Source organism: Schumannella sp. GW821-FHT10F01 (assembly GCF_058809295.1).
In genome coordinates this window covers 189,209-212,488 of sequence record NZ_JBXASM010000003.1, presented here as the reverse complement: position 1 = coordinate 212,488, position 23,280 = coordinate 189,209, and the positions used below count along the sequence as shown (strand labels likewise).

Below are 23,280 nucleotides of genomic sequence, written 5' to 3'. Positions count from 1 at the left end.
TGGTCGCTACCGTCGGGGCGGTGCATCGCGCACCCCGAAAGGAGCCCGTCATGTCCCGCCCCGGTACCGTCACCGCCTCCCTGGTCCTCTGGATCCTCGCCTCGATCCTCGGCATCGTCGGCGCGATCCTGGCATTCGTCGGCCTCAGCACCGCGGGTGCGGTCGCGGGTGGCGCCGCCGGTGCCGCGCTCGTCGTCGGCGCCGTGATCGCCCTCGTCATCGCGATCGTGCAGATCGTGCTCCTGGTGAAGTTCGCGCAGGGGCGCAACTGGGCGCGCATCATCCTCACGATCCTCGGCGTGCTCGGCATCATCGGCGCGATCAACAACGGCTCGAACGGTCAGGGGACGTCGTGGGTGACGCTGATCCTCTACGTGCTCGCGATCGTGCTCGCCTACGTCGGCGGCGCGAACGCGTTCTTCCGGCGCCGCAGCTGAGCGCGGGGGGCTGAGCTCGCCGCGGGGCATCGCCGCGCGGCACCTGCTGAAGGCGGGCGGATCCGGTTCGGGTGATCCGCCCGCCTTCGGCGTGTTCGGGTCCGGCGCCGGCGGTGAGACAGGATCCGCTCTTGACCCGGTGCTTGTTTTTTGCAAGTGTGGACACCGTCCACATCGGACCCGAGCGAAGGAGCCCACCATGACCGCGATGTTCGTCAACGTGCCCGTCACCGATCTGGAGCGCGCGAAGGCGTTCTACACCGCGATCGGCTTCACGCTGAATCCCGCGTTCAGCGACCACAACGCCGCCTGCTTCGTCGTCGAGGCGGACCACAGCTTCCTCATGATCTCGGTGCGCGAGTTCTTCCAGACCTTCACCGACCTGACCATCGGCGACCCGGCGGTCAACCCGACCTCGTCGACGTCGGTCTTCTACGACACGAAGGACGAGGTCGACGCGATCGCCGCGAAGGGGCTCGCCGCCGGCGGCACCGAGCCGCGCCCGGCCTCCGACTACGGCTTCATGTACCAGCGCGGCCTCAGCGACCCGGACGGCAACTCGATCGAGTTCGGCTGGATGGACCCGGTCGCGGCGGAGCAGGGCCCCGAGGCGTACGCCTCCCAGCAGTCCTGAGGCCGCGGGCGCGGGACGCGGCGCATGGCCGCACGCGATTACGGGCAGTACGACGGCGTCACCCACGCGCTCGAGCTCGTGGGCGAGCGCTGGGCGCTGCTCCTCATCCGGGACCTCCTGGTGGGGCCGCGGCGCTATGGCGAGCTCGCGGCCGGCCTCCCGCGCATCCCGACCAACATCCTCGCGTCTCGCCTCAAGGAGCTGCAGCAGGCGGGCATCATCCGCAGGGCGCCGCGCTCGCGCATCATCGTCTACGAGCTGACGCCCTACGGCCGCGAGCTCGAGCCGGTGGTGCTCGCCCTCGGCGCCTGGGGATTCAAGGCGATGGGCGATCCGCGGGACGAGCAGATCCTCACCGCGGATGCCATGGCGATGACGCTGCGCACCGCCTTCCTGCCGGGGATCGCGGCGGACCTGCCGGCGACGGCGTACGCGGCGCACCTCGGGACGTCCGGGGTGCTCGTCCGGGTCGACGGCGCGGCGCTCGATGTCCGCCGGCTCGACCCGGCGCACGGCGACGGCGCGGCCGATCTCGCCTTCGCGACCGGACCGGACCTGCGGCGCCTCATCTCCGGCGAGCTCGCCGCCGACCGCGCCATCGCCACGGGCGCGGTCGAGGTGCTCCGGGGGAGCGGCGAGCTGCTCGGCCGCTTCGCGAGCACGTTCCACCTGGCGGCGTAGCCGCAGCGCAGGATCGGGGGCGGCCTAGACGGATCCGGCCTCGCGTCCCGCGACGGGACGTGGTTGCCTCGGAGGAGGCGCCGGCCTCCGCCGGCGTCGCCGACGGACAGGGAGGTCCGGCATGCGCTTCGTCACCATCGCCTACGGAGACCGGGCGGGCTACGACCGGACGGATGCCGCGGTGCGCGACGCCGCGCACGCGCACGACGCCTGGCTCGATGAGAGCGGTCACCAGCTCGTCGGCGGGATCGCGGGCGATCCGGTACAGGTGCGCAACCACGACGGCGCCGGGGTGACGACGACGGCGGGCGCCTACCTCCGCGCCGACCTGCCCATCGCCGGCTTCGGCGTGCTCGAGGCGGATTCGCTCGAGGAGGCGATCGAGCTCGCCGCGAAGTCGCCCTGCGCCGTCGCCCAGGGCGTCATCGAGGTCTGGCCGCTCGTGCATCCGGCGGCCGGGTGACCAGCCTGGACGCGCCCTGGACCCGCGCCGACTGGACGGGACTGGCCGACCGCATCCTCGACGGCGCGTGGTCGTACGCGACGCCGTCCGGGGCGCAGATCGTGCCGCCCGGTCCGGAGGGCGGATACGGACGCCGGGTCGACGGGCTCGAGGGGTTCGCGCGCACGTTCCTGCTCGCCGCGTTCCGCCTCGTCGGCGAGGGCGGCATCGGCGACCCGGCGATGGCGGCGCTCGCCGAGCGCTACCGGGCGGGGATCGCCGCCGGCGTCGACCCGTCGCATGCGGAGCGCTGGGTGCGGCTCGACGAGCACGGGCAGGCGAAGGTCGAGGCCGGGTCGCTGGCGCTCGCGCTCGACCTGACGCGGCCGTGGATCTGGGATCGGCTCGACGACCTCACGCGGCAGCGCGTCGTCGACTACCTCGCGCCCGCCGTGCACGATCGCACGTACCCGCAGACGAACTGGCTGTGGTTCCGCATCGTCGTGCAGACCTTCCTGCGCTCGGTCGGCGCGGAGTGGTCGGCGGAGGACGTGGCGGCCGACCTGCGGACGCTCGACGCCTTCGATCGCGAGGGCGGCTGGATCGCCGACGGCGGCGGCCGCGGCTTCGACCACTACAACGCGTGGGTGCTGCAGACCTACCCGCTGCTCTGGGCCCGGATGCGCGGGGCCGAGGACCTCGCGGCCGGCCGGACCGCGGCGGACCTCGCCCGGCTCGACCGGTTCCTGCTCGATGCGCGGGCGCTGATCGGGGGCGACGGCGCGCCGCTCGCGCAGGGCCGGAGCCTGATCTACCGGTTCGCGGCGGCGAAGGCGTTCTGGGTCGGCGTGCTCGAGGGCGTGCCGTCGAGCACCGCGGGCGAGCTCCGCGGCGCGGCCGAGGCCGTCGTCCGCTTCTTCGCCGACCGCGGCGTGCCGGATGCCGTCGGCCTCTTCCCGCTCGGCTGGCTGGCGCCCTGGCCCGGCATGGTGCAGGCCTACTCGGGCCCGTCGTCGTCGTACTGGAACGTGCTCGGGCTGCTCGGCGTGATGCTGCCGGCGGGGCATCCGGTCTGGTCGGCGCCGGCGGTGCCGCCGCCGGTGGTGCAGGGCGACGCGCTCGTCGCGATCGCGGCGCCCGGCTGGATCGTCAGCGGCACGCGCTCGGACGGCATCGTCCGCGTCGTGAATCACGGCGCCGACCACGCGCACGAGGGCGACGCGACCGGCGATTCCCCGCTGTACGCCCGGTTCGGCTACTCCACCGCGACCTTCCCGCTGCTCGACGCCGCGGCCTGGGCCGAGCCGCTCGACGGGAGCATCGCGATCCTCACCATCGACGGGCCGACCCACCGGACCGGGATGCGGCTGCTCGCGACCCGCATCGCGACCGGGGATCCGACCGGCGGCGAGCCGGAGGTGGGCGTCGCGAGCTCGACGTGGAGCGCGCACACCGTCGCGCCCGCGGCGGAGCAGGAGGGCCACGGATCGGGGCTCGCCGGCGCCGCCCGGCACGTCGCGCGGCTGACGGCGCACTCGCTCGTCCGCGGGCCGTGGGAGGTGCGGCTCGTCCGGGTCGACGAGGCGGAGTCCGAGCTCGTCGACCTCCGGATCGGCGGCGCGGCCGTCTCGGGCGGCGGGTTCCGCGCGGAGCGGTCGCCGTCGTCCGCTCGCGTGCGATCCGGGCGGCTCGGCAGCTCGGCGACGGCGGTGGTCGGCCGCGCGGACGCCGGCATCGTCGTCCGGGGCGACGCCTCGCCCCTCGGGCCGGAGAGCCGGGTGCCGACGCTGACGTTCTCACTGCGCGCCGGGAACTGGGCGGGTGCGCTGCTCGAGCTGACGGGGGCGGGCGGTGCCGTCGCACTTCCCGCGACGGTCGACCTGCTGCCCCGGGCCGACGGCCTCGCCGTGCGCGTCCGCTGGCCGGACGGTAGAGTCAGTACGACAAATGTCGGATAACGAGTCCGACCACCCGACCACGGCCCCCGCCATCGCCGGCGCGCGAGCCGCCCAGCCGAGTGCACCGCCGTCGCGCTCGGGCGCCCCGGGTGCGACCACCTCACGAAGGGTCGTCCACCATGGACCGTTTCTCCGACCGCGTCGTCCTTATCACCGGAGGCGGCTCCGGCCTCGGCCGCGCCACCGCCGTCCGGCTCGCCGCTGAGGGCGCTCGACTCGCGCTCGTCGACGTCTCCGAGCAGGGCCTCGCCGCCTCCGTCGCCGCCATCGCCGAGGCCGCACCGCAGGCCGAGGTGCTCACGCTCACGGCCGACGTCTCGAAGGAGGACGAGGTGGCGGGCTACGTCGCCGCGACGCTGGAGAAGTACGGCCGCATCGACGGCTTCTTCAACAACGCCGGCATCGAGGGCAAGCAGAACCCGACCGAGGACTTCACGGCCGCCGAGTTCGACAAGGTCGTCGCGATCAACCTCCGCGGCGTGTTCCTCGGGCTCGAGCAGGTGCTCAAGATCATGCGCGAGCAGGGCTCCGGCCGCGTGGTGAACACCGCGAGCGTCGGCGGCATCCGCGGCATCGGCAACCAGTCCGGCTACGCCGCCGCCAAGCACGGCGTCGTCGGCCTGACCCGCAACTCGGCCGTCGAGTATGCCCGCTACGGCATCGGCATCAACGCGATCGCGCCCGGTGCGATCTGGACGCCGATGGTCGAGAACTCGATGAAGCAGCTCGACCCGGAGAATCCGCGCAAGGCCGCCGAGCAGTTCATCCAGGCGAACCCGGCGAAGCGCTACGGCGAGGCGCCCGAGATCGCGGCGGTCGTCGCGTTCCTGCTCTCCGACGACGCGAGCTACGTCAACGCGACGGTCGTGCCGATCGACGGCGGGCAGTCCGCCGCGTACTGAGCAGGTATCGAGCAGGCACGGCCGAGCGGATGCCGCCGCGGCGCGGCATCCGCTAGGCCAGGCCGAGCACCAGGTTCACCATCGACGCGAGCACGAGGGTGCCGAAGCCGTACGACAGCAGCGTGTGCCGCAGCACGACCGAGCGCAGCTGCGACGTGCGGAGCGAGGTGTCCGAGATCTGGTAGGTCATGCCGAGATCGAACGAGATGTAGGCGAAGTCGACGTAGCGGGGCTGCTCGTCGCCGTTGAAGTCGATGCCGCCGATCGGATCGGTGTAGTAGATCCGGGCGTAGCGGAGCATGTAGAGCGTATGGATGAGCGTCCACGAGATCGCGACGCTGCCGAAGGCGAGCGCCGCCGCGCCGAGCTTCGCGCCGCTGACCCGCGAGTCGAGGATGAGCAGGATGACAGCGACGACCGACGCGACCGAGGCGCCGAGCACGAGCACCTGGCTCGGGAAGATGCCCGGATCCTCGCGGGTCGCGTGCGTCCGGGTGCTCTCGGCGTCGAAGCGGCCCACGCCGATCCAGATGGCGAGCACGAAGGTCAGCGCCGCGGCGATCCAGCCCGCCACGATCGAGTAGAGCCACGACGCGCCGAGCAGGCCGACGACGACCGCGACGATCACGCCGACCGCCGCCATGACGGTCAGCCGCAGCACGGCGCTGCTCATGGGCGACGTCGCGCGGGGTGAGCTCACGCCCTCATCATCGACCGGGACGGGCCCGGGAGGCGGGAGCGCCGCCGGTCAGGCGCGCAGCGAGTCGACGACCAGCTCGAGCAGCCGGTCCGCCTGGGCCAGGCCGTCCTCGCCCGGCGGCACGCGCCACAGTCCGCTGAGGAGGAGCAGCACGTCCGCGGGGTCGATGCCCGTCCGCACCTCGCCGCGCGCGGCGGCGGCATCGAGCAGCCGGCCGATCGCCGTGATGACCGGGCCGTAGGTCGAATCGATGACGGCCTGCGTCGCCGGCGTCGAGAGCGCGTCGCCGAGGCCGTGCTTCGTGCGGACGAGCGCGGCGAGCCGGCGCGACCAGTCGCGGAAGGCGTCGAGCGGATCGCGCTCCGCGAGCGAGCGCCCCACCGCGTCGCCGAGCGAGTCGATCTCCTCCTTGTAGACCGCGAGCAGCAGCGCCTCGCGTGTTGGGAAGTGGCGGTAGAGCGTGCCCGCGCCGATGCCCGACCGCTTCGCGATCGCATTGAGCGACGCCTCGGGATCCGCGGTGAAGACCTCCGTCGCGACCTCGAGGATGCGGGCTCGATTGCGCTGCGCGTCGGAGCGCCGGCCGGCAGGCGGGATCGGGTCGTCCATGATGGGTCCTTGCGAAACGGAGAACTCTCCGTTACCGTCGTCGATATCAAGCGGAGAGTTCTCCGTCTGGCCCATTCAAGGAGATCCCATGTCGAATCGCAACCCCGCCCGCGTGCTCGTGACCGGCGGATCCGGCTTCATCGGCGGCTGGTGCGCGCTCGCCGCGCTGCGGGCCGGGCACGAGGTGCGCACCACCGTCCGCGACGTCCGGAAGGGCGAGGCGCTCCGCGCGCAGCTGCACGCCGCCGCCGACTTCGACGACGCGCGGCTCACGGTCGTGCGGGCGGATCTGCAGCGCGACGCCGGCTGGGCCGAGGCTGTCGAGGGATGCGACTTCGTGCTCCACGTCGCCTCGCCGACGCTCCGGAACGGGCCGGTGGAGGAGGCGGAGATGATCGCCGCGGCGCGCGACGGCGTGCTGCGGGTGCTCCGCGCCTCCCGCGACGCCGGGGTCGGCCGCGTGGTGCTGACCAGCGCCTCGGGGGCGATCGTCTACGGCCACCCGTCGGAGGCGGTGCCCTTCACCGAGGAGGACTGGACGGACGTCGACGCGCCCGGCATCGCGCCGTACCAGAAGTCGAAGACGCTGGCGGAGCGCGCGGCCTGGGCCTTCATCGCCGAGGAGGGCGGCGGCCTCGAGCTGGCCGCCGTCAACCCCACCGCCGTGATCGGCCCGCTGCTCGGACAGGACGACCCGCCGTCGCTCCGCACCATCCGCGGGCTGCTCAGCGGCGCGATGCCCGTCTGCCCGCCGTTCGGCACCGGCTGGGTCGACGTGCGCGACGTCGCCGACCTCCACCTCCGTGCGATGACCGACCCCGCCGCGGCCGGCGAGCGCTTCCTCGCCATCTCCGGCCGGAGCCTCCGCGTCGTCGAGGTCGCCCGCATCCTGCGCGACCGCCTCGGCGACCGCGCCGCGAAGGTGCCGACCCGCGAGATCCCGGTGACGGTCGCCCGCCTGCTCGGAGCCGTCAATCCCGCGCTGAAGGCCATCCGCCCGCAGCTCGGCAAGGACTTCCCTGCGACGGGTGCGAAGGCCGAGCGGATGCTGGGATGGCGTCCGCGTCCGATCGAGGACAGCATCCAGGAGACCGCCGAGAGCCTGCTCGCGCACGGCGCCGTCTGAGCCGGGAGCGCCGCCGTGGCGGTGCGCTCTCAGTGCTCGTGCTTGATGACGAAGTACGAGCCGCGGATGGTGCCGGCGAGCTTCGAGCGCTGCCGCGCGAACTTGAAGGCAGCGAGCTCCTCCGGCACGTCCATGCCGTCGGAGAGCTTGAACCCGACCGCGCGCTTGCCCGCGTCGGCGAGCGTGTACAGCGCGTTGATCGAGAGCCCGCTCTCGTAGAACGCGTACGCCCAGCGGATGCCGTCGACCTCGAACTCGGTCGCCTCGAGCACCGGCGACGCGATCACGATGCCGCGCTCGTCGTCGAGGATGCCCGCGATCCAGTCGACGATCGGCGCGGCGTCGGCGGCGGGCAGGGTCGTGAACACGTGGTCGTACTTGTTCCTGAAGTAGCGCGCCTCGTTCGCCCGCAGGCCCGCCAGCGCGTCCGCCACCGGTGACGACTCGAGCCCGACGGTCGACACCTCGGAGAAGTCGACGACGTACGACATGGGCGCTCCTTCGGGACGGATGAGGTCCACCCTAGGGCGAGGGCCGGCTCGAGACCGGCTCGGCGTCCGTCGTCCCGTGCGAGGCCAGGTGCCGGCCGCCGCGCGTGCGGAGCAGGCTCGCGACGGTCGCGATGGCGACGATGCCGGCGATCACGATGAGCGACAGCCAGGTCGGGATCTCCGGGACCCAGGTGACCGGCTCGCCGCCGTTGATGAACGGCAGCTCGTTCACGTGGAGCGCGTGCAGCACGAGCTTCACGCCGATGAACGCGAGGATGACGCCCATGCCCTGGGCGAGGTAGATGAGCCGCTCGAGCAGGCCGCCGATGAGGAAGTACAGCTGGCGCAGGCCCATGAGCGCGAACGCGTTCGCCGTGAACACGATGTACGGCTCGTCGGTCAGGCCGTAGATGACCGGGATCGAGTCGAGCGCGAACACGAGGTCGATGGCGCCGATCGCGATGATCGTGAGCAGCATCGGGGTGGCGAGCCGCCGCCCGCCCTCCCTGACGGTGAGGCGGTCGCCGTGGAACTCGTCCGTCATCGGCAGGATGCGGCGCGCGAAGCGCACGAACGCGTTGTCGGACGGATCGCCGGTATGGCCGCCGCGCAGCTGCTGCACGGCGAGCACGACGAGGAACGCGCCGAAGATGTAGAAGACCCAGGAGAAGTTCTCGATGAGGGCCGCGCCGACGGCGATGAACGCGCCGCGCATGATCAGGGCGATGACGATGCCGATCATCAGCGCCTTCTGCTGGAACTCCCGCGGCACGGCGAAGGCCGTCATGAGGAGGAGGAAGACGAAGAGGTTGTCGACCGAGAGCGCCTTCTCGGTGAGGTAGCCGGCGAAGTACTCGCCGCCGGACTCCCATCCGGAGATCAGGCCGAGGCCCACGCCGAACAGCACGGCCAGGCCGATGTAGAAGGCGGACCAGCGGGCCGCCTCGCCGATGGTCGGCGCGTGCGGCTTGCGCACGTGCACGAAGAACTCGTAGACGAAGAAGCCGATCGTGATCGCGATCGTGATGAACCAGACGAGCGGTGAGATGGTCACCGGGGGTCTCCTGAGGGGTGGTCGGACAGGTCCGCCAAGGTCTCCTCATCCCGCTGATGCGGGACCGTCGGCCCGGGATCCGCGCGGCACGCCGCCGGATCCGTGGATGTCGGGCCGGCCGCGATTGCCGCCGGAGTACTCCCCTTGAACTCCCTCGAATCTAGGGAGCCGGGGTGGGCGGACCCGGCGAGGAAGCTGAGCGGATGCCGGGCGACCGCCGCACGAACGCCTAGCGCGGCTTCCGGTTGAAGAGCACGTGCACGACGCCGCTCGGCGAGGAGATCGACTCGATGTCGAAGCGCTCCTCGAGCCCCTCCTGGCCGTCCCAGATGCGGGTGCCGCGGCCCAGCACGATCGGCGACACGACCAGGTGCAGGTGGTCGACGAGGTCGGCGTCGAGGAACTCGCGGATGACGGTGGGCCCGCCGCCGAGCCGCACGTCGAGCCCGCCGGCGAGCTCGAACGCCTCGGCGAGGGCGTCGGCGGGCGACGAGTCGCGGAAGTGGAACGTCGTCTCCCCGAGCGTCAGGTCGGGCCGCGGGTGGTGCGTCAGCACGACGACCGGGGAGTGGAACGGCGGCTCCTCGCCCCACCAGCCCTGCCACGACTCGTCCTCCCATGGGCCGGTCTGCGGGCCGAACTTGCCGCGGCCCATGATCTCGGCGCCGATGCCGCGGTTCGTGGCCGCGGCGAGGGCGTCGTCGACGCCGGTCGTGCCCGACCCGACCGACTCGTCCTCGTGGCCGCTGCCGGAGACGAAGGTGCGCGTCGGGAAGAACCAGGTCATCAGCCGGCTGCCCGCATGCCCGAACGGCGCCTCGAGCGAGGGCTCCGCACCCGTGGCGAATCCGTCGAGCGAGACGGCGATGTGGTGGGCGCGCAGCTTCGGCATGGGGCGAGCCTATCCAGCACATGTAGACGCCGTCCACATCCGGCGCCGGATGACAGACTGGCGCGCATGACCGCCTCCGCGCCGCCGCTGTACCGCGATCCGCTCCACGACGGCGCGACCGATCCGACCCTCATCTTCAACCGCGCCGAGCAGGCCTGGTGGATGGTCTACACGCAGCGCCGCGCCGACGATCCGGCCATGCCCGGCGTGGCATGGGTGCACGGCACGGACCTCGGCGTCGCCTCGAGCGCGGACGGCGGCGAGACCTGGACCTACCGCGGCGTCGTCGAGGGGCTCGACACCGAGTGGGGCCGCACCACGTACTGGGCGCCGGAGATCATCGACGACGGCGAGCGATACCACATGTACGTCTCGGTGATCCGGGGCGTGCCGGATCAGTGGGCCGGTCACGACCGGCGCATCCGGCACTACGTCAGCGACGATCTGATCGTCTGGGAGCACGTCGCCGTGCTGGAGCTCTCCACCGACCGCGTCATCGACGCCTGCGTCGCCGCCCGTCCGGATGGCGGATGGCGGCTCTGGTACAAGGACGAGGGGAACGAGTCGGAGACGTGGGTCGCCGAGAGCGACGACCTGCACGCCTGGACGGTGCGCGGCTCGGCGGTCGCGACGCCGGGCGGCCACGAGGGGCCGAACGTGTTCCGGCTCGCCGGGCTGTGGTGGATGATCGTCGACGCCTGGCGCGGACAGGTCGTGTTCCGATCCGAGGATCAGCAGACCTGGGAGCAGCGCGGGCTCGTGCTCGACGCCCCCGGCACCCGGGCGGACGACGGCGCGATCGGCAACCACGCCGACGTCGTGCCGGTCTCGGACACGGAGGCCGCGATCGTCTACTTCACCCACCCGGGCGGCCGCTTCGACGCGGACCGGATCACGCTCGAGGAGCGCCGCTCGTCGGTGCAGGCCGCGATCCTGCGCGTCGTCGACGGCGAGCTGGTCTGCGACCGGGACGCGGAGCTGCCGGTGCCGCTGCTGCCGCTCGGGGGACCCGCGGCGTGACCGGGCTCGCCCGGCGCCGGCTCGCCCGGCGCCGCGCCGGGCGGCGTGCGCCTAGCGCTGGTCGAGATCCGTCCGCCGGGTGACGACCCGCAGGCCGCCCGCGTCCTCGGCGAGCTCGTGGAGCTCGGCGCGCACGTGCGGGGTGCCCATGCCGCGATGCAGCACGAGCATGAGCGTGCCGTCGAACGTCTCGAAGCTCATGCCGTGGCCGGCATTGCCGCCGACGACGAGGTCGAGCTGCTCCCACGGCCCGGCGAGCGCGCCGCTGCGCGAGATCGCCGCGGTCTCGACGTACTCCGTGCCGCCGGGGATGTGGTCGTAGGTCGCCCACAGCATGTGCAGGGCCCCTCCGGGCAGCCGGCGCAGCTGCGGGCCGTCGCTGACATAGGGCACGTACGACTCCGTGCCGGGCTTGAGCCGCTTGAGGTGCGCCGCCTCGGACGCCCGGAACAGCAGGATCGGATCGCCGTCGGCGCGCGAGAGGTCCGCAGTCAGCGGGACGGCCTCCATCGTGCCGTCCATGACCTGCACCCACTCGTGGGCGTAGACCATCCAGGGGCGGCCGTCGTCGTCGACGAACAGCGTGCCGTCGAGCGTCATGAACTCGGCCGGGGGCACGGGGGCGGTCGGATCGACGAGCTCGAACGGCCCGTAGGGGCTGTCGGACACGGCGATGACCGTGCCGCGCGGCACCGGCTCGTAGGAGTGGCGGCCGTCGAGCGCGCCGGCGCGGATCGCGGTGCCGCCGGATCGCGCCTCCGGCAGCTTCCGCCGCGGATCGTGCAGCGTGGTGAGCAGGTGGAAGCGGCCGCCGTGCTCGTGCACCTCGGGCGCCCACGGTCCGGAGTCCGGGTCGGCCCAGGACCCCTCGGGCACGCGGAAGACCTCGCGCGGCTCCGACCAGTGGCGCAGGTCGGTGCTCGTGAAGACCTGCACGGCCGGCGCCTCCTTCGACGCGGAGTAGAGCAGGTACTCGCCCGCGTCGGGCCTCGGCAGGATGAACGGGTCGTGGACCCAGAACTCGTCGAGGGTCCGCATGTTATCGCTCACAGAGCCATCCTCCGGGGGTGCCCGTGCGCGCGCAACTCCCCCTTGCGCATCCGCTAGTCGGCGTTACTATGTACTGGTAGTCAACGTCACTGAATACCAGTGACGCTCAGTAGCGGGATGTCGACCGGAGGGGCGCGATGCCGAAGCAGATCACCGAGATGCTCAAGGGCACGCTCGAGGGCATCGTGCTCGCCGTCCTGGTCGGCAAGCCGGCCTACGGCTACGAGATCACGGCGTGGCTGCGCGAGCAGGGCTTCACCGACATCGCGGAGGGCACGGTCTACGCCCTGCTCGTGCGGGTCGAGCAGCGCGGCCTCGTCGACGTGGAGAAGGTGCCCTCGGAGAAGGGCCCGCCGCGCAAGGTGTACTCCGTCAACGCCAGCGGACGCGAGTACCTCGACGAGTTCTGGGGGAACTGGACGTTCCTCGCAGAGCGGCTGGAGCAGCTCCGACAGGGAGGGGAATGACCATGTCCGTCATCGAGAAGCTCGTCGGCGACCTCGGCGACAAGAAGCGGTACCGCGAGTACAAGGCGCGCGTGAAGGCGCTGCCGGAGCCCTACCGCACCACGGGCGCCGCGCTCGAGCGGTACCTCATGTACTTCGGCCCATCCAACGACGGGAAGGGCCTGGTGTCGATGCTGGTCGACCTCGCCGACCTGCTCGAGCGCAGCGAGGCGGACGGCATCGCCGTTCGCGACCTCGTCGGCGACGACCCGGTCGAGTTCGCGGAGGAGTTCCTCGCGAACTACGCCGGCGGCAGCTGGATCCGCTCGGAGCGGTACCGGCTCGCCTCGACCATCGACCGGGCGCTGGAGCGGGGGGCCGGGTCATGACGCTCACGGCCCCCGCTCCCGCCACCGTCCCGGCCATCCGGGTGACCGGCCTGAGGAAGTCCTTCCGCAGGCTGGAGGTGCTCCGCGGCGTCGACCTCGCGGTCGAGTCCGGCACGGTGCTCGCCCTCCTCGGATCGAACGGCGCCGGCAAGACGACGCTGATCCGCATCCTCTCGACGCTCCTCGCGTCGGATGCCGGATCGGCCCGCGTCGCGGGCTTCGACGTCGCGTCGCAGGCCGCCGAAGTCCGGGCGGCGATCAGCCTCACCGGACAGTTCGCGGCCGTCGACGAGAAGCTCACGGGCCGCGAGAACCTCGTGCTCGTCGGTCGGCTGCGGCACGTCGCCGACCCCGCGCGCACGGCCGACGAGCTGCTCGGCCGCTTCGCGCTCACGGAGGCCGGTGCTCGGCTCGCCGGCACGTACTCGGGCGGGATGCGGCGGCGGCTCGACATCGCGATGAGCCTCATCGGCAGCCCGTCGGTGATCTTCCTCGACGAGCCCACCACCGGACTCGATCCGGAGGCGCGCAACGAGGTGTGGGCCGTCGTGAAGGAGCTCGCCGCAGGCGGCACGACCGTGCTGCTCACCACCCAGTACCTCGAGGAGGCCGAGCAGCTCGGGGACCGCATCGCGATCCTGCACCGCGGCCGCATCCTCGTCGACGGCACGCTCGCCGAGCTGACGGCGCTGCTGCCCGCGGCGACCGTCGAGTACGTGGAGCGGCGTCCGAGCCTCGAGGAGGTCTTCTTCGCGCTCACGGGGGAGACCGAGGAGCGCGCCGACGACGTCGACGCCGAGAAGGAGGCCCGATCATGAGCACCCACGTGCTGGCCGACACCACGGCCCTCACCCGCCGATCGCTGACGCACATCGTGCGCAGTCCCGACACCATCATCACGACCGCGCTCATGCCGATCGCGTTCCTGCTCCTGTTCGTGTTCGTCTTCGGCGGCGCGATCGACACGGGAGCCGGCGTCGGCCGGGGCAGCTACGTCAGCTACCTGCTGCCCGGCATCCTGCTCATCACCGTGGCGTCCGGCATCTCGTACACGGCCTACCGGCTGTTCCTCGACATGCAGGGCGGCATCGTCGAGCGGTTCCGGTCCATGCCGATCGCGCGGTCGTCCGTGCTGTGGGCGCACGTGCTCACCTCGGTGGTGGCGAACCTCGTGTCGCTCGTGCTCGTGATCGGCGCCGCCCTGCTCATGGGCTTCCGCACCGGCGCGGGTCCGCTCGCCTGGCTCGCGGTGCTCGGCATCATGGTGCTGTTCACCCTGGCGCTGACCTGGCTGGCGGTCATCCCGGGACTCACGGCGAAGTCGGTCGACGGCGCGAGCGCGTTCTCGTACCCGCTGATCCTCCTGCCGTTCCTCAGCTCGGCCTTCGTGCCGACGGCGTCGATGCCCGGCCCGGTGCGCTGGTTCGCCGAGCACCAGCCGGTCACGTCGATCGTGAACACGATCCGCGCGCTGTTCGAGCAGCGTCCCGTCGGGGCGGACATCTGGGTCGCCCTGGCGTGGTGCGTCGGCATCCTCGTGGTCGCGTACGCGGTGTCGATGGCGGTGTACCGCAAGCGGGTCGGGTGAGGGCGGGCTCGCTCGTCGCGCGGCGCCCCGGTCCGACTGGACCGGGGCGTCTCCCGTGCGCCCGGCGTGCTGTCCGACTCGCGTGCCAGCATGGCGGGGTGAGCGACGTCATCCCCTCCGCCTTCCGCCGACTGCTCGACCTGCCGGTGTTCGCGCACCTCGGCACCGTGCGCCCCGACGCCACCGTGCAGGTGAACCCGATGTGGTTCGAGTTCGACGGCGAGCACGTGCGGTTCACCCACACCACGACGCGCGCGAAGTGGCGCAACCTGCAGGCGAACCCGTCGATGGCGATCTCGATCGTCGATCCCGACGACGAGTACCGCTACCTGGAGGTGCGCGGCCGCCTCGTGGAGACGATCGCCGATCCGACCGGCGCCTTCTACCAGCGGCTCAGCGCCCGCTACGGCAACGAGAGCCCGGAGGCGCCGGCCGACTCCGCCGACCGCGTCATCCTCGTGATGAGCGTCGAGAGCACCACCACCCAGGGGTGAGGCCCGTGCCGGCCGATGAGGTGGTGCCGGGGCCGATGGTGCCGGGGCAGGTGCCGCCGGGGTCGGTAGCGCCGGGGTCGGTAGCGTCGGGGCCGGTGCTGCCGGGGGTCGCACGCGAGCTGATCGCCGAGCGGCGCGCGGTGATCGACGGACGCCTGGCCGCGATCGACGCGCGCCTGTCGAGCGTGCGGGCGGCGCGGGCGGACTGGTCGGACGAGGAGCACGATCCCGAGGGCTTCGCGCTGACGCACGAGTGGTCGTCGGCCGAGGGCACGCGGCAGGAGCTGCGCGGCGAGCTCACGGAGCTCGAGGCGGCGGAGCGCCGCATCGACGCGGGCGAGTACGGGATCTGCGAGCGGTGCGGGCAGGCCATCCCGGTCGAGCAGCTGCGAGCGCGCCCGGCGCGGCGGACGCACGTCGCCTGCTCCGGTCGCGGGGGCGCTCCCCGGCGCTGAGGGCGTGCCCTGCTACGGTGCCCGGGTGTTCGGGGGCCGGGTCTCGCGGAGCGGGGCGTCGCAGGGCGGGGCGTCGTGGGAGGGTCCGTCATGGGGCGGCGCCTCGCGAGGCGGCGCGTCGTGGGGTCGCGCGTACTTCGCCGTGCAGGCCGTCGCCGGGGCCGGATGGTGGGCGGCCGTCGCGCTGTCGCCCGTCGTCCGCGAGCTGACTCTCGGCGGGCTGGACCCGGTCGCCGTCGCGATCGCGGACGTCCCCCTCTTCGTCGTGGGATCCGCGCTCGCGGCCGCCGGCATCCGCATCGCCGCGATCATCGCGACCGGATGGACGGCGCTCGTCGCGATCGGCATGGCCGTCTCCGCGACCGTCACCACGCTGGCGGGCTGGGGCGCGCTCGTCATGGCGGCCGCGGCCGCGGCATCCGTCATCGCGCTCTCGCTCGTGCTGCTCGGCGGCGTGCCGACCCGCTGGATCATCGCCGGGCCGTTCGCGTTCCGCGTCGCGCGGCCGCGGCGTCAGGGCGGGCACCTCGCCGTCACGCTCGTGCAGATGGCGGTCTTCTGGGGCGTGTTCCTCGTCGTCGTGCCGCTGGTGCTGGCGTGGGTGGAGCGGCGGTGGCGGCTGGGGATCGTGTGGTCCGGCGGGGGCGTGCTGGTCGGTGAAGGCGGGGTCGGAGCCGGCGGTGTCGGGGTCGGCGGGGTCGGGGTCGGCGGGTCGGGCTGGATGCCGTTCGGCGTCCCCGTGCCGGTCGCCGTCGCCGGTGGGGTGCTGCTGGTGCTCGCGAGCGCGCTCGGCGTGTGGTCGGCGGTGTCGATGTCGCTCGTCGGCCGTGGGACGCCGCTGCCGTCCGCGACCGCGCAGCGGCTCGTCATCGTGGGCCCGTACCGATGGGTGCGCAACCCGATGGCGGTGGCCGGGATCGTGCAGGGCGCGGCCGTCGGGCTCATCCTCGGCTCGTGGCTGGTCGTCGCCTACGCCGTGATCGGCTCCGTGATCTGGAACTACGCGGTCCGCCCGCACGAGGAGGCGGACCTCGAGTCGCGGTTCGGTGCGGAGTTCCGCGAGTACCGCGCGCGGGTCCGGTGCTGGGTTCCTGCCCGCGCATCCCTGACCGCTTCTCGTCCTCCTGTTCGATAGCCGGTTATCCACAGATTCCACAGATTCGCACACAGGTGCGAGAAGTCTCGCGATCATGGCTCCATGACCCTTCTGGAACCGGTGCTCGCGGCGCTCGACGCCGTCGACGTCGCGCACGTCTGCGGTGTGGCGAGGGTCGCGCGCGTCTCCGGGATAGCGGGTCTCGCGCGTGACGCGGGGGCGGCCAGGGCGGCGGGCGTCTCGAGGGCGGCCGGGGCCGCCGACGTCTCGGGCGCCGCCGGGGTCGACGGCACCGCCGGGGTCCATCGCGCCGAGCCCCTCTCGGATGCGGACCTGCTCGCCCTGGCAGCGGATGCCGCCCGCGCGCGCCGTCGCCTGGACATCCTGACGGCCGCGCTGGCCGCGGAGATCGCGCGGCGGTCGTCTCGGGAGCTCGGCTACGCAGGCCTTGCTCAGCGGCTCGGCGCGCGAACCCCGGACCGCCTGGTCCAGCGGATCATGGGCGGCTCGTCCGCCGATGCGCGGCAGCTGGTCGGTGTGGGGCGCATGCTCGCGACCGAGTCGCCGGTCGGACTCGCCGTCCGGCAGGGTGACCTGACGGTCGCCGCCGCCTCGGCGATCACCGGCGGTCTGGGCGAGGCGACGGAGTCGGTCCCCGCCCCGGCGCTCGACGATGCCGCCGCCGCGCTGGCGTCGGAGGCCGACGGCCGTACCGTCGAGCAGCTGCGTGCTCGCGCCCGGGAGGTCCGAGACGATCTCGACAGCGCCGGTGTGCTCGACCGCGAACGGGAGCTCCGCGATCGCCGGTTCCTCCACCTCGTTCCGCAGGACGACGGCATGACCCGCATGGTCGGCCTCCTCGATCCGGAGTCCGCCGCGCAGGTCGTGGCGGTCGTCGACGCGGCGACCTCGCCGCGACGCGGTGGCCCGCGTTTCGTCGACCCTGCTGAGCGGTCCCGCGCCGCGGCGATCGAGAACGACCCGCGCACCACGCCGCAGCTCGCACTCGACGCCGTCGTCGCGCTCCTGGTCGCGGGCGCGGCCGTCGACCCGTCCCGGATGCTCGGACGACGCGGTGCACCGGTGCAGGTCGTCGTCACCGCACGGGAGCTGCGGAGCGCTGAGCGGAGCGCTGAGCGGAGTGCGGCGAGCGACCGGGCCGGTGCGGGCGGTCTCGGCCTCGGCGGTCTCGGTGTGGGTGGTGTCACCGGTGCCCGTGCCGGTGCCGGTGCAGGTTCGGGATCCGGTCTCGCCCGGATCGACGGGCAGCCGGTGGCTGTCTCCGCGCGCACCGCCGGACGGCGGATCTGCGCCGACGGCGCGGTGCCGATCGTCATCGACGACTCCGGCGGCGTCCTCGATGTCGGGCGTGCGCAGCGGCTGTTCACTCCACGGCAGCGCATCGCGCTCTCCGTTCGAGACGGCGGCTGCCGCTTCCCGGGGTGCGACCGCCCGCCCTCCTGGTGCGAGGCGCACCACATCGTGCCGTGGTCGCACGGCGGCCGGACCGACGTCGCCGACGGCGTGCTCCTCTGCCGGCACCATCACCTGCTGCTGCACGACAACGGCTGGCGGATCGACCGGGCGAGCACGGGCGATGCGGACTCCCTTGCGCTCATCCCACCCGCCGAGCGCGACCCGCTGCGCCGAGCGATCCCGCTCCCGTCCAAGAGCCGGATCGTCGAGCGCGCCATGAGAAGGGAGGCAGCCATGAGCGGATGACGGGAGGGGCTGCCGCTCGGGCGCCCGAGGCCGGGAGCTCGTGAGGCGAGAAGAGCCGCCCGCGCGGTCGGGCCCGGGCCGCGCCTACTCGGCGGCGGGGAGCGGCTCGGCAGGCAGCTTGCGCACCTTCGCGCGGCGACGGCGGCGCTCCGGGATCATCGAGCGCATCTCCTCGAGCTTGCCGAAGCAGAGCAGGCGGTCGCCGGCCTCGAGCACGACGCCCTTGCGGGGGTTCGGGATCACGGTCGTGCCGCGGTGGACGGTCAGCACCGAGATGTCGCGCTCGGCCAGGTCGGTCTCGTCGAGCCGCTTGCCCACGAAGTCGCCGTTGTTGTGCACGAGCAGCTCGGCGACGCCGTACCCGGTCGAGACGCTGAGGCGCTGCCGCACGTCGATCTCGGGGAACGCCACCTGGTTGGCGATGTAGTCCACGATCGCCCCGGCGACGTCGAGCTGGGTCGCGGTCTCGATGCCCTGCAGACCCGGAGAGGAGTTGACCTCCATCACGAGCGGTCCCTCGGCGCCCTCGAGCATGTCGACGCCGGCGACGCGCAGACCCATGATCTGGGCGGAGCGGACGGCCGTCTGCTCGTATTCGGGCGAGAGCTCGACGCGCTCGACCGAGCCGCCGCGGTGCACGTTGGACCGGAACTCGTCGCCGTTCGCGGTGCGGCGCATCGCGGCCACCACCCGGTCGCCGACGACGAGCGCGCGGATGTCCCGGCCGCGCGACTCGGTGACGAAGCGCTGGATCAGCACGTTCTGATTGGTGGAGTGGAGGGTCTCGATGATGGCCTCGGCGACCTTCACCTCCGGCGCGAGGATCACGCCGATGCCCTGCGTGCCCTCGAGCAGCTTGATCACGACTGGCGCGCCGCCGACGCGCTCGATGGCGGGGCGCATGTCCGCGCGGTTCCGCACGAAGGTGGTCGCCGGCATCCCGATGTTGTGGCGCGACAGGATCTGCGTCGCCCGGAGCTTGTCGCGCGCGTTCGAGATGCCGTTCGCGGTGTTCGGCGTGTAGACATCCATCTGCTCGAACTGGCGCACGACGGCGGTGCCGAAGTACGTGATCGAGTTGCCGATCCTGGGCAGGATCGCGTCGTAGTCGCTGAGGCGGCGTCCGCGGAACTGGAGGTCCGGCTCCTCGCCCGCCAGGTCGATCGCGAAGCGCAGGGTGTTGAGCACCTTCACCTCGTGTCCGCGCTGATCGGCGGCCGCGCGGAGGCGCTGCGTGGAGTAGGCGCGCGGTGCGCGCGACAGGATGGCTAGCTTCATCGATGAGCCCTGGATCTCGAGGCTGACAAGATGGGACCGTGGGCGATTCCCCTCTCCATTCAAACACCCTCGCCGGGTGGCGCGAGTGGGTGCAGCTTCCGGATGTCGGCATCCCGTGGATCAAGGCGAAGCTCGACACCGGCGCGCGTACGTCGTCGATCCATGCGTTCGACATCCGGCCGTTCGAGAAGGACGGCGAGGACTGGGTGCGCTTCGGCCTGCGGCCCTGGCAGGAGTCAGCCGACGACGAGGTCGTCGTCGAGTGCCCGGTGCGCGACCGCCGCCGGGTGCGCAGCTCGTCCGGCCACGTGCAGACCCGCTACGTCGTGGAGATGCGGCTCCTGCTCGTCGCCCGCGAAGTGCTCGTCGAGGTGACGCTGACGAATCGCGACGCGATGGGGTTCCGGATGCTGATCGGCCGCGAGGCGCTCCGCCAGGGCTTCATCGTCGACTCGGGCCGCTCCTACATCGGCGGCCGTGCGCCCCGATCGTCCCGCCGTCGCAACCGCGGCCTGGAGGTCTGAGCGCCGGCGGATCCGGCCCGGGGCCGTGGTCTGGAGGCTCCGGCCCGCGTGACCCGCCGGAGCCGCGGCGTGAAGGCGCGGGGTCGGCGACCCGCGCGACCGCGGTCCGGAAGTACGGTGCCGACGCCATCACCGGAGCCGCGCCCCGGGAGCGAGGCCCGCCAGACTCACCCGGCCGCCACCTCGCCCGGCTCAGCTCACGTGCACCTCGGGGCGGCGCGCCCGGTCCGGCTCGATGCGCCGCAGCACCTCGCGGGTGATCGGCGCCGATTCGCCGACGCCGGTCACCAGGTAGCGGAACATGTTCGACACCGGGCTGCCCTCGGTCCACTCGAAGTAGATGTCGGGCACGGCGCCGGTGCGGTCGCGGATCGCGATGAGCAGCGCCGCGAGCGTGTTCGGCACGTTGCCGGCCGTCACGCGCAGCACACGGTAGCCGTGCTCGTCGACGCCCTCGACGCGGAGGTCCTCCTCGAAGTCGGACGAGTCGCGCGGGTGCACCTCGACGAACATGACCCGCGCGCGCTGCGGGATGCCGCTGTCGTGACGCTCCTCGCTGAGCTTCGCGCGCAGCTTGGCGGTGTACTCCGCGGCGGTGCCCTCGCCCGGCTCGTGGGCGATGAGCCGGATGCCGTGCACCGAGTCCGCGTCCGAGTCGACCCAGGCGGCGGACTGCTCGTCGAACTCGACCGACCGGGCACGGAGCTCGAACGACCGCCGCACGCGCGAGACGAGCGACACGACGACGATCCCGAGGATGAACAGCGCCGCGATGCGCACGCCGTCCGGGCGCTCGATCACATTGACGACGGTCGTGTAGAGGAACACGACCGCGATGACGCCGAACGCGATCGCCGCGGCGCGCTGCCGTTTCTCGAACGCCGAGAGGAACACGGCGATGCTGGCGGACGTGATGAGCACGAGCACGCCGGTCGCGTAGGCGCCGCCCTGGGCGTCGACGTCCGCGCGGAACACGAGCGTGATGATCGCCGCGACGAGTGTGAGGATCAGCACGAGCGGCCGCACCGCGGCGGCCCACTGCGGCGCCATCCCGTACTTCGGCAGGTAGCGCGGCACCAGGTTCAGCAGGCCCGCCATCGCGGAGGCGCCGGCGAACCAGAGGATGCAGATCGTCACCACGTCGTACGCGGTGCCGAAGCCGGCGCCGAGGTACTCGTGCGCGAGGTAGGCGAGCGCCCGCCCGTTCGCGCTGCCGCCCGCCTCGAACTCGGCCTGCGGGATCAGCAGCGTCGTGGCGAAGCTCGACGTGATGAGGAACGCGCTCATGACCACGGCGGCGGTGGTGAGCAGCCGGCGCGCGCCGCGGATGCGGTCGATCGGGCGGCCCTGCGCATCCGTCCGCTCGCCGGAGATCTGCGGCATCACGGCGACGCCGGTCTCGAAGCCGGAGAGGCCGAGCGCGAGCTTCGGGAAGACCAGCAGGGCGACGCCGATCATGCCGAGCGGGCCGGCGTTCGACCGGTTCAGCGCCGTCCACCAGTCGCCGACGACGACCGGGTTCGCGGCCACGTGGCCGAGGGCGACGGCGAGCACGACCGCGTTGAGGGCGAGGAACGCCGCGACGAGCACGACCGCGATGCCGATCGCCTCGCGGAAGCCGCGGAGGAACACCGCCCCGAGCAGCGCGACGAGCACGAGCGTGATCGGCACGTTCGCGCCGTGGAACCACTCGGGCGCGAACGGGTTCTCGATCGCGTGGGCGGAGGCGTCGGCGGCCGAGAGGGTGATGGTGATCATGAAGTCGGTCGCCGCGAATCCGAGCAGCACCAGGACGAACAGCTTTCCGCCCCACCAGGGCAGCCGGCGCTCCAGCATCGCGATCGAGCCCTCGCCGCGGAAGCTCTCGCCGGCGACGCGGCGGTAGACCGGCAGTGCGCCGAACAGCGTCAGCGCGACGAGCACGATCGTGGCGAGCGGCGAGAGCAGCCCGGCGGCGAGTGCGGCGATCGCGGGCTGATAGCCGAGCGTGGAGAAGTAGTCGACGCCGGTGAGGCACATGACCCGCCACCAGCTCGCCGTGCGCTCACGACCGCGGGCGTGGGGTCCGGGATGCGCGCCGGCCGTCTCGCGGAGTCCGGACAGCAGCCAGCGACGGAGCGCGGAGGGCGGTGCGGACGGCGGTGCGGCGGTCCAGCGGCGGCCGTCGGAGGCCGCGGGGGCCGCCGCGGGGGAATCGGCAGCGGAGCGGGTCGAGGAATCGGATGCGGAGCCGGCGGAGGCCGAGGCTGCGGCGGCGACGACGTCCTGTCGGAGGCCGTCTGACGCGCCATGGGTGCTGGAGGAGGGAGTGGGGGAGCCGGCCGCAGCCGCTCCCGAGCGCGCCGAGGGGCGAGCGGAGGATGCCATGGATCCTGCCTACCAGCGGGCGGCATCCGCGGATCGGCCCGCGGCGTTAGGGATGCGTTAGGAATCCGTCGGGGTCGTGACGGGCTCTCGGGCGGGCGCCGCCGTCCGGGCCCGCGCGACCACGTGACCGCGCGCCGAATCGGGGAACCGGGCGAGCATGGCACGCACCTCGGCGGCGTCGACGTCGGCCCCGAACAGCTCCGTGAACGGCTCGAAGCGGACGCCCTCGGCCAGCGGGCCGGCGTCGACCGCGTCGAAGCCGACCCGGTCGATGAGCTCGGCGACGGCCGCCCGGTCCTCGGCGCGGTCGCCGGCGAGGGCGAGCGCCTTGCGTTCGGCACCGCCCGCGGCACCGCCCCCCGCAGCGGGAACGCTGCCCGCGGCACCGGCCGGCCGGGCCTCCTCCTCGAGGTCGTGGTAGCCCATGTGCGCGAACGCCTTGACCAGGTGCGAGCCCGCGAGGAAGGACTGCACGATCTCGCTCGAGGAGGTGCGCGGATCGACGAGGTCCGGGCGGTCGCCGTCGACCGGCCACCAGTAGTTCATGGCGTCGACGACGAGCTTCCCGTCGAGCTCCGCCACCGGCAGCGAGCGGTACTTGCCGAGCGGCAGCGCGAGGATCACGAGGTCCGCGCGGGCGGCGACCTCGGCGCTCGTCATCGCCTCGGCGCCGGGGGCGAGCACGTCGACGATGAGGCGGATGCGCTCCGCCGCCCCGGAGCCGGCGATCAGCACGCGGTACCCCGCCGCGATCGCGAGCCGTGCGAGCACGGTGCCGACCTTGCCGGCGCCGAGGATGCCGACGACCGGGAGCAGACGCCCCGAGGCGCCGAGCTCGGCGCGTTCGCCGAGCTCGGCGCGGTGGGCCCGGTCGGGGCGTTCGGCGTGATCGGGATGATCGGCGTGGTCGGGGGTGGTGCTCACA

At 72.8% G+C, this 23,280-nt stretch carries 26 protein-coding genes; 17 read left to right on the top strand and 9 right to left on the bottom strand.

Annotation, left to right across the window (positions count from 1 at the left end; genetic code table 11):
- Window positions 1–50 precede the first annotated feature (50 nt).
- From AC1RSJ_RS05860 to AC1RSJ_RS05835, 6 genes are all read left to right on the top strand, one after another.
- Window positions 51–437, top strand: a complete 387-nt coding sequence (locus tag AC1RSJ_RS05860) for a hypothetical protein (protein WP_493117405.1) — start codon at window positions 51–53, stop codon at window positions 435–437.
- Window positions 438–636: 199 nt separating this feature from the next.
- Entirely contained in the window at window positions 637–1,071 is a 435-nt protein-coding gene (locus AC1RSJ_RS05855; protein WP_493117404.1) for a VOC family protein, read from the top strand.
- A gap of 24 nt (window positions 1,072–1,095) precedes the next feature.
- Window positions 1,096–1,752 (top strand): winged helix-turn-helix transcriptional regulator, encoded by a 657-nt coding sequence (locus tag AC1RSJ_RS05850; protein ID WP_493117403.1) that lies wholly within the window; start codon window positions 1,096–1,098, stop codon window positions 1,750–1,752.
- Between the two features lie 121 nt (window positions 1,753–1,873).
- Window positions 1,874–2,215, top strand: coding sequence for a YciI family protein (locus AC1RSJ_RS05845; protein WP_493117402.1), 342 nt, complete (start codon window positions 1,874–1,876; stop codon window positions 2,213–2,215).
- On the top strand, window positions 2,212–4,152 hold the full coding sequence (locus AC1RSJ_RS05840; protein WP_493117401.1) for a DUF2264 domain-containing protein: 1,941 nt from the start codon (window positions 2,212–2,214) through the stop codon (window positions 4,150–4,152). Before AC1RSJ_RS05845 ends, AC1RSJ_RS05840 begins: the two co-directional genes overlap by 4 nt.
- A 119-nt stretch (window positions 4,153–4,271) precedes the next feature.
- A complete protein-coding gene (locus AC1RSJ_RS05835; RefSeq protein ID WP_493117400.1) occupies window positions 4,272–5,054 on the top strand; it encodes a glucose 1-dehydrogenase in 783 nt (260 codons plus the stop codon).
- Window positions 5,055–5,106: 52 nt separating this feature from the next.
- Here the strand turns inward: AC1RSJ_RS05835 and AC1RSJ_RS05830 are convergent, their stop codons facing one another.
- Together AC1RSJ_RS05830 and AC1RSJ_RS05825 are read right to left on the bottom strand one after the other, a co-directional pair.
- Window positions 5,107–5,754, bottom strand: a complete 648-nt coding sequence (locus AC1RSJ_RS05830) for a DUF1345 domain-containing protein (RefSeq protein WP_493117399.1) — start codon at window positions 5,752–5,754, stop codon at window positions 5,107–5,109.
- A gap of 48 nt (window positions 5,755–5,802) precedes the next feature.
- Window positions 5,803–6,363 (bottom strand): TetR/AcrR family transcriptional regulator, encoded by a 561-nt coding sequence (locus AC1RSJ_RS05825; protein WP_493117398.1) that lies wholly within the window; start codon window positions 6,361–6,363, stop codon window positions 5,803–5,805.
- Window positions 6,364–6,451: 88 nt separating this feature from the next.
- On the opposite strand from AC1RSJ_RS05825, the gene AC1RSJ_RS05820 reads away from it, so the two are divergent.
- Window positions 6,452–7,489, top strand: coding sequence for an SDR family oxidoreductase (locus tag AC1RSJ_RS05820; protein ID WP_493117397.1), 1,038 nt, complete (start codon window positions 6,452–6,454; stop codon window positions 7,487–7,489).
- 29 nt (window positions 7,490–7,518) lie between these two features.
- Here AC1RSJ_RS05820 and AC1RSJ_RS05815 read toward each other — a convergent pair whose 3' ends face one another.
- From AC1RSJ_RS05815 to AC1RSJ_RS05805, 3 genes are all read right to left on the bottom strand, one after another.
- Window positions 7,519–7,980: a DUF8821 family protein gene (locus tag AC1RSJ_RS05815; protein WP_493117396.1), complete on the bottom strand. Its 462-nt coding sequence runs from the start codon at window positions 7,978–7,980 to the stop codon at window positions 7,519–7,521.
- Window positions 7,981–8,011: 31 nt separating this feature from the next.
- Window positions 8,012–9,034 (bottom strand): TerC family protein, encoded by a 1,023-nt coding sequence (locus AC1RSJ_RS05810; protein ID WP_493117395.1) that lies wholly within the window; start codon window positions 9,032–9,034, stop codon window positions 8,012–8,014.
- Window positions 9,035–9,263: 229 nt separating this feature from the next.
- Window positions 9,264–9,926, bottom strand: a complete 663-nt coding sequence (locus AC1RSJ_RS05805) for a dihydrofolate reductase family protein (RefSeq protein WP_493117394.1) — start codon at window positions 9,924–9,926, stop codon at window positions 9,264–9,266.
- A 66-nt stretch (window positions 9,927–9,992) separates the two neighbouring features.
- Here AC1RSJ_RS05805 and AC1RSJ_RS05800 point away from each other — a divergent pair, with 66 nt between their 5' ends.
- Window positions 9,993–10,946 (top strand): family 43 glycosylhydrolase, encoded by a 954-nt coding sequence (locus AC1RSJ_RS05800; protein ID WP_493117393.1) that lies wholly within the window; start codon window positions 9,993–9,995, stop codon window positions 10,944–10,946.
- Between the two features lie 51 nt (window positions 10,947–10,997).
- Here the strand turns inward: AC1RSJ_RS05800 and AC1RSJ_RS05795 are convergent, their stop codons facing one another.
- On the bottom strand, window positions 10,998–11,996 hold the full coding sequence (locus AC1RSJ_RS05795) for a glycoside hydrolase family 43 protein (protein ID WP_493117392.1): 999 nt from the start codon (window positions 11,994–11,996) through the stop codon (window positions 10,998–11,000).
- 137 nt (window positions 11,997–12,133) lie between these two features.
- Here AC1RSJ_RS05795 and AC1RSJ_RS05790 point away from each other — a divergent pair, with 137 nt between their 5' ends.
- The 8 genes from AC1RSJ_RS05790 (at window position 12,134) to AC1RSJ_RS05755 (ending at window position 18,186) form a co-directional block, all read left to right on the top strand.
- Window positions 12,134–12,463 carry a PadR family transcriptional regulator gene (locus AC1RSJ_RS05790; protein WP_493117391.1) on the top strand — a complete coding sequence of 110 codons (330 nt, stop codon included), beginning with the start codon at window positions 12,134–12,136 and terminating at the stop codon, window positions 12,461–12,463.
- Between the two features lie 2 nt (window positions 12,464–12,465).
- Window positions 12,466–12,831: a DUF1048 domain-containing protein gene (locus AC1RSJ_RS05785; protein ID WP_493117390.1), complete on the top strand. Its 366-nt coding sequence runs from the start codon at window positions 12,466–12,468 to the stop codon at window positions 12,829–12,831.
- Window positions 12,828–13,649, top strand: coding sequence for an ABC transporter ATP-binding protein (locus tag AC1RSJ_RS05780; RefSeq protein ID WP_493117389.1), 822 nt, complete (start codon window positions 12,828–12,830; stop codon window positions 13,647–13,649). Before AC1RSJ_RS05785 ends, AC1RSJ_RS05780 begins: the two co-directional genes overlap by 4 nt.
- Window positions 13,646–14,419, top strand: coding sequence for an ABC transporter permease (locus AC1RSJ_RS05775; protein ID WP_493117388.1), 774 nt, complete (start codon window positions 13,646–13,648; stop codon window positions 14,417–14,419). Before AC1RSJ_RS05780 ends, AC1RSJ_RS05775 begins: the two co-directional genes overlap by 4 nt.
- Window positions 14,420–14,517: 98 nt before the next feature.
- Window positions 14,518–14,913, top strand: coding sequence for a PPOX class F420-dependent oxidoreductase (locus AC1RSJ_RS05770; RefSeq protein WP_493117387.1), 396 nt, complete (start codon window positions 14,518–14,520; stop codon window positions 14,911–14,913).
- A 95-nt stretch (window positions 14,914–15,008) separates the two neighbouring features.
- Window positions 15,009–15,368 (top strand): TraR/DksA family transcriptional regulator, encoded by a 360-nt coding sequence (locus AC1RSJ_RS05765; protein WP_493117386.1) that lies wholly within the window; start codon window positions 15,009–15,011, stop codon window positions 15,366–15,368.
- Between the two features lie 25 nt (window positions 15,369–15,393).
- Window positions 15,394–16,503, top strand: coding sequence for a methyltransferase family protein (locus tag AC1RSJ_RS05760; protein ID WP_493117385.1), 1,110 nt, complete (start codon window positions 15,394–15,396; stop codon window positions 16,501–16,503).
- A gap of 63 nt (window positions 16,504–16,566) precedes the next feature.
- Window positions 16,567–18,186 (top strand): HNH endonuclease signature motif containing protein, encoded by a 1,620-nt coding sequence (locus tag AC1RSJ_RS05755; RefSeq protein WP_493117384.1) that lies wholly within the window; start codon window positions 16,567–16,569, stop codon window positions 18,184–18,186.
- Between the two features lie 84 nt (window positions 18,187–18,270).
- Here AC1RSJ_RS05755 and AC1RSJ_RS05750 read toward each other — a convergent pair whose 3' ends face one another.
- Window positions 18,271–19,464, bottom strand: a complete 1,194-nt coding sequence (locus tag AC1RSJ_RS05750; RefSeq protein WP_493117383.1) for a RimK family alpha-L-glutamate ligase — start codon at window positions 19,462–19,464, stop codon at window positions 18,271–18,273.
- Window positions 19,465–19,502: 38 nt separating this feature from the next.
- On the opposite strand from AC1RSJ_RS05750, the gene AC1RSJ_RS05745 reads away from it, so the two are divergent.
- On the top strand, window positions 19,503–19,988 hold the full coding sequence (locus tag AC1RSJ_RS05745) for an ATP-dependent zinc protease family protein (RefSeq protein ID WP_493117382.1): 486 nt from the start codon (window positions 19,503–19,505) through the stop codon (window positions 19,986–19,988).
- A 192-nt stretch (window positions 19,989–20,180) separates the two neighbouring features.
- Here AC1RSJ_RS05745 and AC1RSJ_RS05740 read toward each other — a convergent pair whose 3' ends face one another.
- Both AC1RSJ_RS05740 and AC1RSJ_RS05735 read right to left on the bottom strand, forming a co-directional pair.
- On the bottom strand, window positions 20,181–22,355 hold the full coding sequence (locus AC1RSJ_RS05740; protein ID WP_493117381.1) for an APC family permease: 2,175 nt from the start codon (window positions 22,353–22,355) through the stop codon (window positions 20,181–20,183).
- A 57-nt stretch (window positions 22,356–22,412) separates the two neighbouring features.
- The gene (locus tag AC1RSJ_RS05735; protein WP_493117380.1) at window positions 22,413–23,279 is read right to left on the bottom strand and encodes an NADPH-dependent F420 reductase; all 867 of its coding nucleotides are present in this window, start codon (window positions 23,277–23,279) and stop codon (window positions 22,413–22,415) included.
- Between the last annotated feature and the right edge of the window lies 1 nt (window position 23,280).

What these genes read in the sequence shown, in the direction of transcription:
- AC1RSJ_RS05860 (WP_493117405.1), top strand. Translation starts at nt 51, where the DNA reads ATGTCCCGCCCCGGTACCGTCACCGCCTCCCTGGTCCTCTGGATCCTC.
- AC1RSJ_RS05855 (WP_493117404.1), top strand. Translation starts at nt 637, where the DNA reads ATGACCGCGATGTTCGTCAACGTGCCCGTCACCGATCTGGAGCGCGCG.
- AC1RSJ_RS05850 (WP_493117403.1), top strand. Translation starts at nt 1,096, where the DNA reads ATGGCCGCACGCGATTACGGGCAGTACGACGGCGTCACCCACGCGCTC.
- AC1RSJ_RS05845 (WP_493117402.1), top strand. Translation starts at nt 1,874, where the DNA reads ATGCGCTTCGTCACCATCGCCTACGGAGACCGGGCGGGCTACGACCGG.
- AC1RSJ_RS05835 (WP_493117400.1), top strand. Translation starts at nt 4,272, where the DNA reads ATGGACCGTTTCTCCGACCGCGTCGTCCTTATCACCGGAGGCGGCTCC.
- AC1RSJ_RS05825 (WP_493117398.1), bottom strand. Translation starts at nt 6,363, where the DNA reads ATGGACGACCCGATCCCGCCTGCCGGCCGGCGCTCCGACGCGCAGCGC.
- AC1RSJ_RS05820 (WP_493117397.1), top strand. Translation starts at nt 6,452, where the DNA reads ATGTCGAATCGCAACCCCGCCCGCGTGCTCGTGACCGGCGGATCCGGC.
- AC1RSJ_RS05815 (WP_493117396.1), bottom strand. Translation starts at nt 7,980, where the DNA reads ATGTCGTACGTCGTCGACTTCTCCGAGGTGTCGACCGTCGGGCTCGAG.
- AC1RSJ_RS05805 (WP_493117394.1), bottom strand. Translation starts at nt 9,926, where the DNA reads ATGCCGAAGCTGCGCGCCCACCACATCGCCGTCTCGCTCGACGGATTC.
- AC1RSJ_RS05800 (WP_493117393.1), top strand. Translation starts at nt 9,993, where the DNA reads ATGACCGCCTCCGCGCCGCCGCTGTACCGCGATCCGCTCCACGACGGC.
- AC1RSJ_RS05790 (WP_493117391.1), top strand. Translation starts at nt 12,134, where the DNA reads ATGCCGAAGCAGATCACCGAGATGCTCAAGGGCACGCTCGAGGGCATC.
- AC1RSJ_RS05785 (WP_493117390.1), top strand. Translation starts at nt 12,466, where the DNA reads ATGTCCGTCATCGAGAAGCTCGTCGGCGACCTCGGCGACAAGAAGCGG.
- AC1RSJ_RS05780 (WP_493117389.1), top strand. Translation starts at nt 12,828, where the DNA reads ATGACGCTCACGGCCCCCGCTCCCGCCACCGTCCCGGCCATCCGGGTG.
- AC1RSJ_RS05775 (WP_493117388.1), top strand. Translation starts at nt 13,646, where the DNA reads ATGAGCACCCACGTGCTGGCCGACACCACGGCCCTCACCCGCCGATCG.
- AC1RSJ_RS05755 (WP_493117384.1), top strand. Translation starts at nt 16,567, where the DNA reads ATGACCCTTCTGGAACCGGTGCTCGCGGCGCTCGACGCCGTCGACGTC.
- AC1RSJ_RS05750 (WP_493117383.1), bottom strand. Translation starts at nt 19,464, where the DNA reads ATGAAGCTAGCCATCCTGTCGCGCGCACCGCGCGCCTACTCCACGCAG.
- AC1RSJ_RS05740 (WP_493117381.1), bottom strand. Translation starts at nt 22,355, where the DNA reads ATGGCATCCTCCGCTCGCCCCTCGGCGCGCTCGGGAGCGGCTGCGGCC.